Annotated in this window: 16 protein-coding genes; 12 read left to right on the top strand and 4 right to left on the bottom strand. The window is 47.9% G+C overall.

Translation table 11 applies throughout. The features are described 5' to 3' along the window. Positions 1–4: 4 nt before the first annotated feature. The 8 genes from CVV44_16460 to CVV44_16495 all read left to right on the top strand — a co-directional run bounded on the left by CVV44_16460 (position 5) and on the right by CVV44_16495 (position 7,437). Positions 5–1,165, top strand: a complete 1,161-nt coding sequence (locus tag CVV44_16460) for a propanoyl-CoA acyltransferase (GenBank protein ID PKL37226.1) — start codon at positions 5–7, stop codon at positions 1,163–1,165. Positions 1,166–1,198: 33 nt separating this feature from the next. Further along, positions 1,199–1,639, top strand: a complete 441-nt coding sequence (locus CVV44_16465; protein ID PKL37373.1) for a hypothetical protein — start codon at positions 1,199–1,201, stop codon at positions 1,637–1,639. Positions 1,640–1,695: 56 nt separating this feature from the next. Beyond that, positions 1,696–2,538, top strand: coding sequence for a hypothetical protein (locus CVV44_16470; GenBank protein ID PKL37227.1), 843 nt, complete (start codon positions 1,696–1,698; stop codon positions 2,536–2,538). Positions 2,539–2,717: 179 nt separating this feature from the next. After that, the gene (locus CVV44_16475) at positions 2,718–3,338 is read left to right on the top strand and encodes a hypothetical protein (protein PKL37228.1); all 621 of its coding nucleotides are present in this window, start codon (positions 2,718–2,720) and stop codon (positions 3,336–3,338) included. Between the two features lie 180 nt (positions 3,339–3,518). Next, positions 3,519–3,953: a hypothetical protein gene (locus tag CVV44_16480; protein PKL37229.1), complete on the top strand. Its 435-nt coding sequence runs from the start codon at positions 3,519–3,521 to the stop codon at positions 3,951–3,953. Positions 3,954–3,997: 44 nt separating this feature from the next. Beyond that, positions 3,998–5,149, top strand: coding sequence for an acyl-CoA dehydrogenase (locus CVV44_16485; GenBank protein ID PKL37230.1), 1,152 nt, complete (start codon positions 3,998–4,000; stop codon positions 5,147–5,149). A 13-nt stretch (positions 5,150–5,162) separates the two neighbouring features. After that, on the top strand, positions 5,163–6,335 hold the full coding sequence (locus CVV44_16490; protein ID PKL37231.1) for an acyl-CoA dehydrogenase: 1,173 nt from the start codon (positions 5,163–5,165) through the stop codon (positions 6,333–6,335). A gap of 142 nt (positions 6,336–6,477) precedes the next feature. Next, positions 6,478–7,437, top strand: a complete 960-nt coding sequence (locus CVV44_16495; protein ID PKL37232.1) for an enoyl-[acyl-carrier-protein] reductase FabK — start codon at positions 6,478–6,480, stop codon at positions 7,435–7,437. A gap of 364 nt (positions 7,438–7,801) precedes the next feature. Here the strand turns inward: CVV44_16495 and CVV44_16500 are convergent, their stop codons facing one another. Together CVV44_16500 and CVV44_16505 are read right to left on the bottom strand one after the other, a co-directional pair. After that, positions 7,802–9,097 carry a hypothetical protein gene (locus CVV44_16500; protein PKL37233.1) on the bottom strand — a complete coding sequence of 432 codons (1,296 nt, stop codon included), beginning with the start codon at positions 9,095–9,097 and terminating at the stop codon, positions 7,802–7,804. 62 nt (positions 9,098–9,159) lie between these two features. After that, complete coding sequence (locus CVV44_16505; GenBank protein PKL37234.1) at positions 9,160–10,041, bottom strand: hypothetical protein; 882 nt, start codon at positions 10,039–10,041, stop codon at positions 9,160–9,162. 387 nt (positions 10,042–10,428) lie between these two features. On the opposite strand from CVV44_16505, the gene CVV44_16510 reads away from it, so the two are divergent. Beyond that, a complete protein-coding gene (locus CVV44_16510) occupies positions 10,429–11,046 on the top strand; it encodes a hypothetical protein (GenBank protein PKL37235.1) in 618 nt (205 codons plus the stop codon). Between the two features lies 1 nt (position 11,047). Here CVV44_16510 and CVV44_16515 read toward each other — a convergent pair whose 3' ends face one another. Further along, a complete protein-coding gene (locus CVV44_16515; protein PKL37236.1) occupies positions 11,048–11,824 on the bottom strand; it encodes a cyclase in 777 nt (258 codons plus the stop codon). Between the two features lie 29 nt (positions 11,825–11,853). Next, complete coding sequence (locus CVV44_16520) at positions 11,854–12,552, bottom strand: hypothetical protein (protein ID PKL37237.1); 699 nt, start codon at positions 12,550–12,552, stop codon at positions 11,854–11,856. A 251-nt stretch (positions 12,553–12,803) separates the two neighbouring features. Here CVV44_16520 and CVV44_16525 point away from each other — a divergent pair, with 251 nt between their 5' ends. The 3 genes from CVV44_16525 (at position 12,804) to CVV44_16535 (ending at position 16,292) form a co-directional block, all read left to right on the top strand. Further along, the gene (locus tag CVV44_16525) at positions 12,804–14,678 is read left to right on the top strand and encodes an acyl-CoA dehydrogenase (protein ID PKL37238.1); all 1,875 of its coding nucleotides are present in this window, start codon (positions 12,804–12,806) and stop codon (positions 14,676–14,678) included. Between the two features lie 90 nt (positions 14,679–14,768). Further along, positions 14,769–15,398 carry a dephospho-CoA kinase gene (locus tag CVV44_16530; protein ID PKL37239.1) on the top strand — a complete coding sequence of 210 codons (630 nt, stop codon included), beginning with the start codon at positions 14,769–14,771 and terminating at the stop codon, positions 15,396–15,398. Positions 15,399–15,449: 51 nt separating this feature from the next. After that, a complete protein-coding gene (locus CVV44_16535) occupies positions 15,450–16,292 on the top strand; it encodes a hypothetical protein (protein ID PKL37240.1) in 843 nt (280 codons plus the stop codon). The last annotated feature ends 127 nt before the right edge of the window (positions 16,293–16,419 follow it).

Below are 16,419 nucleotides of genomic sequence, written 5' to 3' on the forward strand. Positions count from 1 at the left end.
TGATATGGCAAAAAGAGTAGCAATCGTAGGCACCGGGCAGACCTATCATAAGAGCCACCGTCCCGATGTCAACGGGCAGGAACTGATTAATGAAGCGGTACAGGCCGCTTTGAAAGATGCGGACATGACCATAAACGATATTGATGCCATTATCATCGGCAACATGGATCATTTTGAAGGTATCAATTACGTGGATTGCTGGAGCGTCGACGGATCGGGCGGAACCATGAAGCCCATAATAAAGATTACCACCGGTGGAACCACGGGATGTACTATCGCTATCGGCGGCTATCATATGGTTGCTTCGGGTCTGTTTGATAAAGTCCTGGTCATCGGCTGGGAAAAAAATTCCGAATCCGATACGACCGGCGCTATTACAACGGCCTTTGATCCTGTCTGGGACCGCCTGGTATTTGCCGGCGCCATCTCGGGTCTGGCCGTTGAGGCACAGGCGTATATAGCCAGGTATGGGGCAACTGACCGAGACGGTGCAAGGGTTTCCGTCAGGGACAGAAAACATGCTATGAACAATCCGCATGCACAGCTTAGGAAAGAAGTATCAATTGAAGATGTACTCGCTTCTCCCATGCTTGCCGATCCCATTCACCTTCTCGATGTATGTCCCAGGACAGACGGGGCAGCGGCGGTGATTATGGCCAGCGAGGATTTTGCGGAGAAAATAACGTCAAAACCTGACTGGATATGGAGTACATCCAACAGGCACAGTTATTCATATCTTGGTGATGCCGACTATGGAAGACTTACCAGCATGAGGGAGTGTTCACAGGAGATATTCAAAAAAGTTGGAATCAAAGAACCCCGGAAGGAAATCGGCGTCATAGAGCTGTATCAGCCCTATTCCTTCGCCGGCATCATCTGGATAGAGGATATGGGGATCGTGGGACCCGGAGAAGGCCCTCAGTATATCTGGGACGGAAATACGGACATGGGCGGCGAGCTGCCCGTAAATCCCTCGGGCGGCGTTATATCCTGTAATCCCATCGGCGCGACGGGACTTATCAGGTGCTGTGAAGCGGCCATGCAGGTCATGGGTAAAGCGGAAGGAAGGCAGGTCCCCGATGTCAACTTCGCTGTCAGCACCGGCTTTGGCGGATGCTGGTGGACCGATATGATACTTCACGGCAAAAAGAAACCGAATTTTTAAGGGGGAACCATGAGTGATAAAGATTATATCATAATTGAATCGGGAAAAGCTGTACAGCCCTTCCATTACGCCGTGGGCATGCATGGCAGCAAATTTTTTAAAGAAATTAAAGATAACAAACGTTTCGTCGGGCTCAAATGTCCGAAGTGCGGCAAGGTTTATATTCCTCCCCGCGGTGTCTGCGGACAGTGCTTCGTGGAGATGAAGGAATGGGTTGAAGTGGGACCCGGCGGAACTATCGGTTCCTTCACCATCCTCCGTTATGCTTTTATTGATCCTGAAACGGGTCAGCAGAAGCCGGTGCCCTATGGCTACGGTTTTATCAAACTGGATGGGGCCGATACGCTGTTTCAGCACTATATCAACATCGAGGATGAATCAAAAATCAAGGTCGGTGCGCGTGTTGAACCCGTATTTTCAGAAGTGAGAAAAGGGACCATCAGAGACATCGAATACTTCAGGGTTGTAGACTGATCGCCATGTCGTCCAATGGACCAATACTGATAAATGCCTCGAGGCGTTCCCTGAAGATGGAACAATATTTTTCAGGATTCATCGCCACGGGTACAGAGAAGGTGCGGTGTGGTTTCGGAAATGGAGACTGCCTGCTCTTTGATTTCGGACGGCGTGTTTTCGCCGCCGCCGACGGTACCGAGCGGTTTCCCTGGGCTTCCAGGGAACTGCTGGTGCGTTATCAGCATTTACTATCCGGGGGGCCGGCAGTTCCCGGTGTGGATGATCTGCGTGAGTATGTTAAAAAGATTTATTCAGATCAGGAATACAATCACAAGACAACCTTCAGTTCGGTCTGTATTGATCGGGACGGTGATATATTAAATCTCCATATCGCCAACGGTGGCGACAGTATGGTGATGGTCATCAACACCGAAACTAAAGCAGTCGTTTACCAGACGGTTGTTGATATGAATTTTGCGGGCCGGAGCATTATGGAAGCAGCTGTCCAGACAATAAGCCTGTCGGATGATGTTTACAGGGTTGTACTGGCAACGGACGGTTATGCGGATCTCATCAAAGAGTTGGACCGCTCCGTTGGCGGCGCGCTGCAGGAAATATTGTTTTCAGTGCCGGTCCATGAAGTAGCCGACAGGCTTCTCAATGAACTTGATATGCTGAACGAGGGCATTGAATATGATGATGTGGGATTTGTAATATTCAATCCCTTTCATCAGCATGAATATTGTCCCATGAGTATTATATCGGGAGGAACTACTTCCAGGGAAGAGAAACTCTTTAATAAAAGCAGTATTGGTGATGTGCCTGATGAATGGCATGAAACCGGTTACTGGCAAGAAAATGAGGAAATCATCAAAACCGCGGGAATCGGATTTTACTGGGATGGGAACCGGTCATGAACAGGCAAAAGACATTAAACGTTATTGTCCCGGGAAAGCCCACTATAATAAAGGTATTTTGGAAATTTTCTTGACCGGAAAAGGCGCCTGAATAGTTTGGTTGGATGTTCAGTCAATAGTTTTTATACTACATACACAAGAAACATGACTGAGAAATAAAATCAAGAGGTTTATGAGTGATGAACGAAAAAAGTAAGAGCGAGATAATCAATATCAGGCGCTCGCAGCTGATTAAGGCCGCCTATAGGGTACTCAGTAAGAAAGGTTACCATGATTTTACCATACGGGATATAGCCAAAGAGGCAAACCTTTCCACGGGCCTGGTTCATTATTATTTCAAAAATAAGCAGGATCTTCTTGTTTCAGTTTTGAAGGATATCAACGAAAACCTGCGCCGTTTCCTGGACAAAAGTTTTGAACAACTGGACAGCCCCGTTGAAAAGCTCAGAGTTTTTATGACTCACGCCTTTGAGCTCGCAAAGGACGAGGAGTATTTTTCCGTAATATTTGATTTCTGGACACTGTCAAACAACAACGACCGGATGCACCGGGCTAATATGAAGCTTCTGAAGAGCTATCGCGACGAATGTCGGAGAATAATCGAAGAGGGTATCAGGCAGGGTGTGTTTAACACTATAGATGTGGAATACACAACGGCAATTATCATTTCAGTTATTCAGGGTATGATAATACAGTACGTGATTGATAAAGGTGCCTTTGATTATGATGAATATGCTGAAAAGGTTACGAAACAGATATTTGTTCTGCTCGTGAAAAAGGACGGTAATAAAAAGAGCTGAAAGGTGTTTATCCGGTTCGTCCTGCAGTTACAATACTCTGTCGGCAAAGGTTGCGGTACATTCGGTATAGCAGCGAAGTTTGTGAATTAACGTGTTATCATTCGGTAAGATGCCGGATGATAATACCGGTAAAATAAAAATCAGCCTTGCTGAATTAAAAAAAATCTAAGGAGTAAAACTATGGAATACGAACTGGGTAAATCATATGATGAAATTCAGGTCGGTGATAAGGCATCATTTTCAAAAACAGTCACAGAAACTGACATTGCATTATTTGCCGCAATCACAGGGGATTTTAATCCCATGCACATGAATGAAGAGTTTGCTAAAATGACACCCTTCAAGACCAGGATAGCTCACGGAGGAATTCCTCACAGCCTGATCGCCCCTGTATGGGGAACAAAACTTCCCGGTCTTGGAACTGTAGCCCTGGAAATCAAAACACGGTTTAAGGCTCCTACGTATCCCGGTGATACTATCACCGCTACCACTGAAGTTGTTGAAAAGATGGAAGAACGAAAATGGATAAAAATGAAGCTCACCTGGACAAACCAGAAGGGTGAGATCGTTGGTGTCGGTGAAGGTCTTGTCATTCCTCCACCCAAAATGAAGTAGCCTAAGTAGCTGAATATACCTGCAACTTAAAAAGGAGGAAACGTATGGAATTCGGATTTACAGAAGAACAATTGATGTTTCGTGAAACAGTATATAAATTCGCGAAAAATGAGATCGTCGATCTTTGCGAGCAGGCGGACCTCAAGAGCGAGTTTTCATTTGAATTGTGGAAAAAACTTGGAGCGATGGGCCTGCTGGGGCTTCCCTTTCCCGAAGAGCTGGGCGGTTCAGGCGCTGATGTCGTAACCTGCTGTGTGGCCGCTGAAGCACTGGGGCACGCCGGAGTAGACCAGGGACACTTGCTTGCCCTGGGAGCCCACACCTACCTGGGAACGGACACGCTGTACAAAAACGGTACCGATGCTCAGAGGAAAAAGTATATTCCTAAACTGGCCAGCGGTGAATGGATATGCTGTATGGGACTTACCGAGCCGGGTTCTGGTTCTGATGCAGCTTCCATGGCAACGACAGCTGTTAAAAAAGGCAATAAATGGATCCTCAACGGATCGAAGACCTTTATCACCAATGCCCCCATATGCAATGTGTGCATTGTTTTTGCTACAGTAGATAAAAATCTCGGCAATGCAGGCATCACTGCGTTTATAGTTGAAAATACTTTCCCGGGATTTTCAACGGGTGAGCCTTTTCACAAGATGGGTGTACGTGCTTCCACGACGTCGGAAGTATTTTTTGATAATTGTGAAGTCCCTGAAGAAAACCTGTTGGGTGAAGTGGGTAAAGGATTCAGCTATACTCATGAAACACTCTCATGGGATCGCAGCGCCCTTTTGGCTCCCTTTGTGGGCGGACTGAGATACATGATGGAAGAGGCCGCGAAGTATGCCACGGAACGCGTTCAGTTCGGCAAACCTATAAAGAGTTTTCAGGCCATTCAGCACAAACTGGCCGACATCAAAGTCACCATGGAAGCGGCGAAGCTGCTGGTTTATCAGGTGGCTCACGACAAGGATACGAATAAGCCTCTCAATCATCGGCATCTTTCAACGGCCAAGGCCTTTGTGGGTGACATGGGTCTTCAGGCGGCTTCCGAGGCTATCCAAGTGTTCGGCGGTTATGGTTATATACACGACTATCCAATAGAGAGAATGCTCCGCGACGCTAAGCTGGCTCAGATAGGCGGCGGTACATCGGAGATTCAGAGATTTATCATCTCTCGATTGCTGAGTTTCGGTTGATAAGGAGGCAGATATGAATTACGATTACAATGAAGAACAATGGATGATTGCCGGAAATTTTAAGAATTTCTGTCAGAAAGAACTGGAGCCGCGGGCCCATCAGCTCGATACGGCTTCCAAAGAAGAAGTCGATGTCCTGATCAAGGAAAACATAAAAAAACTGGCCTCCATCGGATACCTGGGGATGCTCCATGAGGAAAAATACGGCGGATCAAACAATGATCTGGTCAGCCATGTGATCGCCAGTGAACAGGTTGCCAAGGCCTGCGCGTCATCTTTTCTGTCGGCCGGCGCCAGCTGCGGACTTTTCGGTATGCCTCTGAAGCTTTTCGGATCCGAGGCACAGAAGCAGAAATATCTTCCCGGGATTATCAAGGGAGATATTATCGGCGCATTCGGCCTCACGGAACCGGAAGCCGGTTCCGACGCCGTCTCTATTAAGACGACGGCTGTTAAAAAAGGAGATAAATGGGTCCTTAACGGATCAAAGACGTTTATCACCAACGCCACCATATGCGATGTGGCCCTTATTTTCGCCTATAATGACAAGGCGGCGGGTCCCGGCGGCGGAGTAACATGCTTTATCGTTGATAAAGGTACAAAAGGATTCAACGTGGGGAAAGCCTTTGATAAAATGGGTTTCCGTGGATCACCCACGGCTGAAATATTTCTTGAGGACTGTGAAGTTCCAGAAAGCGCCGTGCTCGGCGAGGTAGGCAAGGGATTCATCCAGGCTATGAAAACTCTGGAATATGGACGTATCGGTATGGCTACGGTGTCTCTGGGTATTGCTACTGCATGTCTTGACTATGCCAATGCCTATTCCAAGGAGCGCAAGGTTTTTGGAAAATTTCTCAACAGGTTCCAGGAAATAAGCTTCAAACTGGCCGATATGGTCATTCTAATCGATACGGCGAGGCTTCTCATTTTCCAGGCAGCCTGGGCAAAAGAAACCGAACAGGCCGACGCGCAGATTCTGGCCTCGTGTGCAAAACTTTTTGCCAGCGAGAGCGCGGTGAAGATTTCTAATATGGCTGTACAGATATTTGGTGGATATGGATATATAAAAGAGTTCCCCGTCGAGCGGCTCTATCGTGACGCGAAACTGGGGGATATCGGGGAAGGTACCTCGGAAATTCAGCGTGTGCTGATTGCCAGGGACGTTCTCAGCAAATTTGCTTCATAACCTTTTGTGTAAATCTTAATTAGACATTGGGGATGTCCCTGGAGATTTTTAAAAGTCAGGTGAAATCGTTGAACCCCGTTTTTCCAGGGAGAAGACATTTTTTGCTTGCATCTGAGGGGCAGCCCCAATGTAATTTTTTATTATGCTACAAACACGACTGTGCCACATATTCAATATACAATACCCTATAATCCTGGGCGGGATGGCCTTTGCTGGAGATTACCGTCTTGCCGCCGCTGTCAGCGAAGCCGGAGGGCTCGGCGTTATCGCCTCGGGCAACCTTGCTATTGATGAGCTTGCGGAACAAATAACAGCATACAGAAAAAAAACGGATAAGCCTCTGGGTGTTAACTGTTTTATTAAAGATACGGAGTGCCGGGAAAAGGCGGACCTGGCGTGCCGCATGGGCGTCAGCGCTATTTTTACCGGCATCGGCAATCCCGCTCCGGTAATGGAGTTTGGGAAAAAGGCGGGAATACCGGTTATTCCCACGGTTGCCACGGTTCGGCACGCCCTTGCTGCCATTGAAGCGGGTTCGGGGATCATTGTTGCTGAAGGGCAGGAGGGGGGCGGTCATATCGGCCGAATCGGAACACTGCCCCTTATTTCACAGGTCAGGAAGGCTGTAGGTGACCGGGTCCCCATTATCGCCGCGGGAGGAATCGGCGACGGTTCGCAGATGATTGCATGCCTGGTGCTGGGCGCCACGGGAATCATGATGGGAACACGTTTTCTTACTGCACTGGAATGCCCCATTCATGACAATGTAAAAGAAGCGCTTATTCGCTCCGGTGTAGATGATACTACGGTGACCGGGCAGTTTACGGGTCTTCCCATGCGATGCCTCAAAAATCAATTTACAAGCGAGTATCAGAAGAAGGAAAAGGCAGTTCCCAGCTATGAGATGCTCATGTTCGGCAAGGGAAAGATCCGCGAGGGTCTTATGGGCGGCGACGTGAGCAATGGGTCGCTGCCGGCGGGGCAGGTGATCGGTCAGCTGGAAAAGATACAGAGCGCCGGAGAGATTATCAGGTCGATTGTCGCTGAGGCTGAAGATATCAGTCGTAAAATAACGGAAAATGCCGGGTTCAAAAACTGGTAAGACGGTAAATGCAGATAATCGATGGTAAAATATGCCAGGAGTGCGGCAAGGTTGAGTCTGCCGTTATCTGCGACGGCTGTGGTAAGATTTTGTGCGTCGAGTGTCGTACCTATGATATATGGTGCTATGGCTGCGGCCATGGCGACACAAAAGCCTTCTGTAAAAAATGTCATAATGATCCTGAAATCAATGTCTGGCGTCTCGCATGAACTTCCATTCGCTTCCAGCGGTCCCTGTTATTAATCCTCTGTATCCCTGATGAGTATCTCCATCTCTCCCGGCTGGTCGCAGAACCAGGAGGTGCAATCCGGGTGGTATCTCCCGCAATATGCATCCCCTGGTCAGCGTATGAGGTTTCTGCCGGTTATACCTTCACAGTATCGAGATGTTTAGCCAGACGTTTGCCCAGTGACGCAGCGGTCCATACCACGGGGAGTCCCAGTGACGATGGGAATACACTGGCATCACAACAGTACAGGTTCTTGATGCTTGTTTCCAGGTTTGTATCCACAACGTCTCCTATCCTGCAAGTTGAAGAGGGGTGAGCCCCCGATGGTTTGAGCGCCAGAATACTGCTTTCATCGGCACCGGCCTTCACGAGTATTTTCTTGATAATCCCCACACCCTTATCGAGTTTTTTCTGATCCGCAACAGTAACGGGTTTGGAAAATCTGTTACCCTTGTAAAGCTCTCCCACGGTTTCGTCACGTATCTTGACCATGATACCCGTGTATTTCCAGAAATCAAAGAAACGGGGAAGATACTTCGGTCCCATCATGCCCATGATCACCAGGAACTGTGACCAGTTGGGGAAAACGGGCACGATAGCTATCCCGTCCGATTCATAATGCTCCAGGGTGCCTACTGACATGGGAGTTGCCTTTGATGTACTCATTCCCGGCACAATGCCGCCTACGAACTGGAGCCAGTCACAGCAGAATCCCCTGCCTGCCTCTTCAATACCGGCCCTGCGCAGGATATGGGCATTGCTGACACCCGAGGACAATACCACGATCTTGCCACGGTACGTGACGGGTTTTCCAAAACTTGTTCCCCTGACTCCCGTGACTTTTCCATTTTCCACGATAACTTCTTTAATGTTTGTATGCAGCTTCAGTATGGCTCCATTGGCAATGGCTTCATCTCCATAGGTTCTCGCCGTGAATTTCGCGCCGGTTTTGCATCCAAGCATGCAGTTTCCACTTCCGGAGCATTTATCACAGTCGATAAACTTTTCCATCTTGCCCCAGTTATATCCCAGATCGTTGGCAACCTCGATCAGCCGAAGGTTTTCTTTGCCTACCAGATGGTCGGGCTGAACCTGGATCTTCATGTCAACACGTGCTTCTGCCGTCTCTTTTGTAAGGTCAATGCCCACCGCGTCAAACACGGTCTTAGGCGGGGGGGCAGCGCAGCCCGCTGAAAGATTAGAAAGCCCTCCGTAGTTGTCTCCTACAGTCACAACATATTTTTCCTCACTTCTCAGCAGCCCGAAATTTTTTAATATGAAAGCCATGGTGAGAGTGTTCCCCATCATTTCGGTTCTTCCGCCTTTTTCGAGGATGAGCACCTTCTTTCCGCGCCGGGTCATCTCCCGGGCTACCGTGGTCCCTCCAATGCCGGAACCGACAACGATGACGTCAAATTCTTGATTCTTCATAAAAGTCTCCTTTTCGGTAATGCTGCATTGCCGATTTTGATTAAACAAGATATTTGGAATTTCTAATTTTTCAATTCCGTTTCTTTTATTTTCACTTTTACATAATCCATGTCCAGGGGCAGGGGCTTCGCTTTATCAATAAACAATGTCAGCGCGCCATTGGGACAGTGTTCAACGCATAGCTCGCATCCCATGCATTCCTTCTGATCATAAATGCGGCCGTTTTTATCCAGCTTGATATTTCCGAAGTTACATGTTTTGATACAGGTACCGCATTTTTTGCATTTCTTCTCATCCCATTTCACCGAGTAGCCTGATTTCATGGTCATGGTCGTGTCGGGATGTATTTTTCTGGTCAGTTTTGATGCACGGAGACTGACGCAGTAATCGGGATGGCATGTGCAGATAACTCCCGTGCTACCGCCAGTGGCGACCTTGAAAAATGCCTGCGTTATGTAACCTTCTTTTCGGAAGTCCTTGATAATTTGCAGCGCCTCCTCGCGTTTTACCTGTCGGGGATTGTATTTTTGGCAGGAATCAAGCCAGAATTTACCGGTACCGCTTCCCACAACAAAACATGAGTTGATTTTTTCCTTGGGGGCATTAAATGTTTTTTTGCACGGGCAGTCCATTACAACGATAAATTCGTGATCTTTAAACAGTATCTTATGTGCGTATTTATAGGGTACAATTTTTTTGTTTTCATCAGATACAAGGTTTATATCTTCGTTGAGCGTGAATATTTTAGTTGTGTCTTCACTGGACAATACCTTACTGTGATATCTGTTAAAGACGAAATTACCGGCATATTTCAGCGGCTTGAACCAGGTCAGGTATCCAAGTGGAATGAATATCTTTGAAAGTATGCTCACATAGGGGTAGTAAAATTTGAAATAAAGGTAATTATGGATGGCCTTATCCCATCGCCATCCATGTTTTTTCATTAGTACTTTTGTCGATTCTTTCACGTTATAGACCTCCTCTCTGATTTATTTGTTTTAAAGCAAGGTTATTAACCTTATGTTTGTCACCAGATACAGCCAAATGAATAGTAGGAATAAAAAAGTACTTCCTTTATAATGAATTAACTTTTATATTAATAGACCTGACGCGTCAGGTCCATATCTATATTCCGGCAAATTAAATGTCAAGAAGAAATGGATAAAAATATATTTTTAAACGTGGAGATACTACGGATGTTTTTCATTGGGGTATAAAACAGACTGCATATATTAAAAAATCATGAGTAGAAAAGACTATCCTTAAATATATTATTGACGTTATCCATAGAAATATAGTAGATATGGGAAAAAATCAACCGGGTAAAAGGCATGACCAGTAAAGGAGAACAGAGGAAAGAAGAGCTGCTTGAAAGCGCAAAAAAGATATTTGCGCAGAAAGGATACTATGAAACCTACGTGGAGGAAATCATACGTGATGCAGCCATTGGGAAGGGGACCTTCTATCGTTATTTTAAAAATAAAGAAGAAATATTCGTTGCTCTGCTTCACCGTTTTCTTGATCAGTGGGAGGTGCAGGTGCTCTTTGATACGGAGGAGCAGAGGCAGAAGAATCTGCTTGGCTATTTCAAGATATTGATACGCCGGAGCCTGACTTTTTTTATGAACAACGAGGACCTCTGCAATATCTATCTGCGTGTGGGACCGGGTCTCAATACCATCTATGAACCATTTCTGGGCAAATTCGAGAACCGTATGCTGCGTTATATTGTCAATGAACTGGAAGCTGCGGAAAAGAAAGGCATTCTCACGATCAATCTGGATATCGAGCTTGCATCCAATATGATAGCCGGCGCTTTTCTCCGCGTTGATTACTATTATTTTGTCCTGAAAAAAAATAACCGTAAGTCAATAGATTTGGACAGGCTCACCGATGATTTTTATACTATCATCATGAACGGGATTCTCGGTTCTCTGGCCCGGGCATGACTCAATCGTCCACGAGGGCAACGGCTCGTATCCAGCCGGCGCTTGCTTTCCGTATCTTGACGGGAAAACAGAAAAAGGTGAACCCCGAGGCCGGAAGGCTTTCCAGGTTTGTCAGCTTTTCTATATGACAGTATCCTTTTTCTATGCCGGCGAAATGACCTTCCCAGATGATTGAATTGTCCTTTGTCTTCGCGTATTCCCCGGCGATGATGGGTAGCGGCCGGTCCCAGCTCCAGGCATCGGTGCCCACGACTTTTACTCCCTGTGAACAGAGCCAGAGTGTGGCTTCTTTTCCCATGCCGCATCCCTTCATGAGATATTCCGGCTTGCCCCAGTATTTGTCCGCCCCGGTATTTACGAGTACGATATCGCCCTGCTGTAATTCATAGCTCATGTCGGAAAATGACTTTTCAATATCCCGTGCCGTGACAAGGTACCCGTCGGGAAAGTGCCTGAAATCCAGTTTGACCCCCCTGCCCATGCACCATTCCAGGGGTATTTCGTCGATTGTCAGCGCCCGTGCCCCCCCATCCATGGTGGGATGGTAGTGCCAGGGGGCATCGAGGTGCGTGCCCGAATGGGTGCTGAGCGAGACAAGCTCCATGGCCCAGCCTTTTCCGTCAGGCAGATCCTTCTCCGGGTCTATGCCGGGGAAAAAAAGTTTCATCTGCCCGGCCCCCTCGCTGTGATCCACATATTGAATTTTGGGGATCATCATGGGAGGGTCTGAAGGCAGGTCGTTTTCAACGGCAATACTGAGGTCGATGAGATGCGCCATGTGTGCCTCCTTCCGGTTTGAATTTTGTTCTACAGGCCGGCCCTTTTTTTATAGATATCCTTGCCTACTTCACTCTGAAGTTTTTTAAGGGTATTGAAGGGCTGTGCTGTAGCGAACATGTTCAGTACCCATGCGGGAAGTGCCACTCCAGGCTCTGCGTGAGCATTATAGATGAATTTTGTCTTGTCAGGTCCCTGTCGTGTGGCGGTGAAAATAGCGAACATTTTAGGCATGCGTACCCGGTTATTGTCTTTGGTCTTTTTTTCCATATTGTACTGTTCAACATCGGGGGATGATATGTTCCTGACGCTGACCGTGATAGTCCCCTTGGCGAAATCTTTGTTGTAATCACATACGGCGACAGTGTCACGGTCGCTGATGGGCCAGGGGACGTCTACGACATGATATACGACTTTCTTCGATGGATTGATCATCTTGATCACCGTCTGTTCAATGCAATCGGCGAACCAGAGTTTCCAACGGGAGTTGTCGTACAGCACTTCCCAAACGACTTCAAGCGGGGCGTTGAGGGTACATTCGGCTTTCAATTCTTTCATGGGAGAGCCGGGAACCGGTTTGTTGAGCACCAGAATACCATCACCCTGTTTTGCGGTCTGCCATTCCGAGCTTGCAAACAGTGTGATCGAAGAAAGAAGAATAACGGCTGTTAGTAAATTATTTATTTTCACGGGAACCTCCTGATATATGATTGTGCGGTGATTGCTCATGCAGCATGTTGGACTTGTATTACAGACACCACGTTACTTTTATATGGTCACGATTTGTAAATGGCAATAAAAATTTTCCGGAAGCGCGTTTTCTCTTGCGAATCCGGTTCAGCACACTATCCCCGGTTACCCGCATCAGCCTAATTTTTTCTTGACTAAAATAAAACGCTTTATAGCATCGGAGAAAATTGGTTGGATGTCCAATCATTTATTGGATGTCGGAATAAAAACAGGGCTGTTAGGAGGTGACTATGGCCATAAATCCCATTATTGATTCACGAGATGTGAGGTTTGTTCTTTTTGAAATGCTTGAAACAGACAAACTCAAAGACAGATACCCGCAGTATGCTGAGCATGACCGGGACGTATATGAAGAAATACTCGAGTTGGCGGAGAGGATAGCCGTAGAGAAAAATTATCCCGCCAGTGCAGAAGCCGACAAGATCGGCTGCTCCTATGACCCGGCTACCAAATCGGTGAAGATTCCCCAGTGCTACAAGGAGCCCATCAGCGCTTTTTACGAAGCGGGATTTCTCGCCCTGGGAGAATCGGAAGAGATTGGCGGCATGGGAATGCCTCAGAACATCACACAGGCCTGCAACGAAATGTTCATGGCCGGCAGCATGCCCATGATGATGTATCCGGGTCTGGGACATGGTTCCATGATGCTCATACACAACTTCGGCACAGAAGAACAGAAGAAAATATATACCGGGAAAATGCTTGAGGGAAAATGGGGAGGCACGATGTGTCTGACCGAGCCCGAAGCCGGTTCCGATGTTGGTGCCCTTAAGACAAAGGCCGTTAAACAGGCCGACGGATCATATCTTGTCACGGGACAGAAGATATTCATCACCGCCGGAGACAATGATTACTATGAAAATATAATTCATCCCGTTCTTGCCAGAATAGAAGGGGACCCTGTGGGAACCAAGGGAATATCCATATTCCTGGTTCCGAAATATCATGTTAAAGCCGACGGCTCTCTGGGCGATAAAAATGATGTTGTCTGTGCCGGTATCGAACATAAAATGGGCATAAAAGGGTCTGCGACCTGTACCATGAGTTTCGGTGAAAACGGCAAGTGTGTCGGTTATCTTCTCGGTGAGGAACGTCAGGGAATGAAGATCATGTTTCAGATGATGAACGAGGCCCGCCTGGGTGTGGGCGTACAGGCCCTGGCTCTTTCTTCATCGGCTTACATGCATTCGATTACCTTCGCCAGAAACCGTGTGCAGAGCGTGCACGTGACACAGATGATGAATCCCGAGGCGAAGCCGGTGCCCATCATACAGCACCCCGACGTCAAGCGCATGCTGATGTGGATGAAGTCCCATGTGGAAGGCATGCGGATGCTCTGCTACCTTATGGCTGACTGTCTCACGGTCGAGCATGTGGATAAGGGTGATACAGGCAAGGAAGCACGCGCGCTTGCCGAGTTCGTACTTCCTATCTGCAAGGCGGGGAACACCGATACATCGGTGCTGGTTACTTCCGAAGCGGTACAGGTCTACGGCGGTTCGGGATACTGCTCAGATTATCCCGTGGAGCAGCTCATGAGGGATTCCAAGATCACAGCTATATACGAGGGAACTAACGGTATCCAGTCTCTCGACCTCATGATGAGAAAACTTCTCATGAACAAAGAGCAGTACAATTATTCCATTTTTGTGAAAAATGTGAAGGGAGTCATTGAAAAAGCCCGCGGTATCGTTGATGATAAATACATCACCTCGGTGGAGCGCGGACTGGCTAAAGTTGATGAAATAGTAAATAAGAAGAAGGAACTCATGGCCGGCATGAAGATAATGCAGATTCTCATGAATGCCAAGCCATTTCTGGATATGATGTTCGTTATGACCCTGGGGTGGCTCCATCTCTGGTCGCTTACCGTGGCCCAGCCGAAAATGGCGCAGCTTATCGGTGATAAGAAGGGAGAGGAACTGGACAAACTGCTCATGGACAACCAGGAAGCCGCCTACTACCGTGGACGTGTTCTTTCCTCACAGTATTACATCGGCGCACTGTTTCCGGAGCTTTTTGGTAAAGCCGAAGCCATTCTCAATCTGGAATCGGCTGTTGTCAAAGCAAATGAATACATTTTCACGGGTGCTCCGGCAGAGTAAGTAAATTAAACTGAATTTTTGATACGGGGAAGCATTTCCGGGCGTGGGGAACGTTAATCTCCTCCGCCCGGAAATTGCAGGAGAATCATCATGAACCAGGAAACTATTGCTTTTATACGAAAGTGCCCGGCATTAACGGGAAGCATCGCCACGGGAAAATCAACAGTGGCGCGTGTTTTCATGAACCGGGGAGGGCATGTGATCGATACGGATATCATCGCCAGGGAGGTTGTGGAGCCGGGGCAGCCGGGACTGGAAGAGCTTCGGCAGGCCTTCGGTGAAACGATAATCAATAGCGACGGCACGCTGAACCGGGAGGCTCTTCGTGCAATAATGATCAGTGACGGGTCAAAGCGCAGGCTCCTGGACAGTATCCTCCATCCTCATATCAACAACAGGGTTTTGCAGCGTATTGAATATCACCGGAACAACGATGACGGCAAGCCCGTCATTATTGATGTCCCGCTTCTTTTCGAAGCGGGGTGGGACAAGCTCTTCGGAAAGGTCATAGTCGTGCACGTATCACGGGAAGCCCAGATTGAGCGGCTCATGAAAAGGGACAGGGTCGACCGGGTCACGGCTGAGGCTACCATTGCCACGCAGATGAGCGTTGATGTAAAGAAGGAAAAGGCCGGTATTATCATTGATAATTCAGGAACATTGAAAGAAACGGAAATCCTGGCGGAAAAAGTGTTTGATATGCTGTGCAGTGAGTGGTAAAACCCTTTTCGTACGGGCTCAATAATATTTTTCTCCCGGGAGGTGGCCTCCGTGAAGTATTTCGGCAGGTATGGAACATCAAAGAGATTTGCCAGGATTCTCGTTGCCTCCTCGTGGCCCGTCATTATTGCCGGAAAAAGACTCAGCAACGTACCTCTCCTTCGTTGGATAATCAATCCTTTTTTTAAGCGGCCCCACAATGAACTCACCGTCATACCTATTCAGGCCGCGGTGGAAAAACCAGAATCGGCCCTGATCCCGCGGCGTGTAATGGAAGGTCTTCTGTCCATGATCGATGATATATTTATTTTTGATGAATGTGTCTGTCGCAGTATATGCGGGTGCTCGGAAAAACCGAAGAACATCGGCTGCATGGCCCTGGGCCCCTCTGCTAGGCGGATTCACCCGAGCCATGGACGGTGGGCCTCGCAGGAAGAAGCCTTTGCTCACGTGGACAGGGCGGCCCGGGCCGGGCTTGTCGCCAATGTGGCTCATACCTGGATAGATTCCGTCGCGTTCGGTCTCTCGGATTTCCGATCACTCATGTTCATCTGTTTCTGTGACGACTGCTGCTGTATTTTCCGCAGGCATATGAAGAGCCGGGGGCCTAACCTCGATAAAGCCTACCGGAAACTGCCTGGCATCGGAATAACGGTGAATGGGGAGCTTTGCACGGGGTGCGGTTCCTGCGTGGATGGGTGTTTTCTTCATGCCATTGACCTGCGGGATGGGACTGCATATATAACTGGAGACTGTGCCGGATGCGGCCGGTGTCTCGACGCATGCGCACAGGGAGCTCTTGCTCTGCACATGGACAGTGAGGGTGAGCTGCTGGACCAACTGGTGAGAAGAATTAAAAGCTTATCAACCATACCTCTCAACAATCCACGATAAAATTCGGTTCTTTCGTCGCCCGGTATCTATTTTTAACAATCCATCTTGACACGTGGCGCGGAAGTGATATAATCAAAAACCGGCGTGTCTGAAAAAATCCGTCGCTGTGTACATTGTGCTCCACAGT

This window comes from Spirochaetae bacterium HGW-Spirochaetae-1, assembly GCA_002839375.1.
Classification (GTDB): Bacteria; Spirochaetota; UBA4802; order UBA4802; family UBA5550; genus PGXY01.

Coding starts and splice junctions, on each gene's coding strand:
- CVV44_16525 (PKL37238.1), top strand. CDS start 12,804: ATGGCCATAAATCCCATTATTGATTCACGAGATGTGAGGTTTGTTCTT.
- CVV44_16480 (PKL37229.1), top strand. CDS start 3,519: ATGGAATACGAACTGGGTAAATCATATGATGAAATTCAGGTCGGTGAT.
- CVV44_16475 (PKL37228.1), top strand. CDS start 2,718: ATGAACGAAAAAAGTAAGAGCGAGATAATCAATATCAGGCGCTCGCAG.
- CVV44_16510 (PKL37235.1), top strand. CDS start 10,429: ATGACCAGTAAAGGAGAACAGAGGAAAGAAGAGCTGCTTGAAAGCGCA.
- CVV44_16460 (PKL37226.1), top strand. CDS start 5: ATGGCAAAAAGAGTAGCAATCGTAGGCACCGGGCAGACCTATCATAAG.
- CVV44_16495 (PKL37232.1), top strand. CDS start 6,478: ATGCTACAAACACGACTGTGCCACATATTCAATATACAATACCCTATA.
- CVV44_16485 (PKL37230.1), top strand. CDS start 3,998: ATGGAATTCGGATTTACAGAAGAACAATTGATGTTTCGTGAAACAGTA.
- CVV44_16530 (PKL37239.1), top strand. CDS start 14,769: ATGAACCAGGAAACTATTGCTTTTATACGAAAGTGCCCGGCATTAACG.
- CVV44_16505 (PKL37234.1), bottom strand. CDS start 10,041: ATGAAAAAACATGGATGGCGATGGGATAAGGCCATCCATAATTACCTT.
- CVV44_16500 (PKL37233.1), bottom strand. CDS start 9,097: ATGAAGAATCAAGAATTTGACGTCATCGTTGTCGGTTCCGGCATTGGA.
- CVV44_16520 (PKL37237.1), bottom strand. CDS start 12,552: ATGAGCAATCACCGCACAATCATATATCAGGAGGTTCCCGTGAAAATA.
- CVV44_16515 (PKL37236.1), bottom strand. CDS start 11,824: ATGGCGCATCTCATCGACCTCAGTATTGCCGTTGAAAACGACCTGCCT.
- CVV44_16470 (PKL37227.1), top strand. CDS start 1,696: ATGGAACAATATTTTTCAGGATTCATCGCCACGGGTACAGAGAAGGTG.
- CVV44_16490 (PKL37231.1), top strand. CDS start 5,163: ATGAATTACGATTACAATGAAGAACAATGGATGATTGCCGGAAATTTT.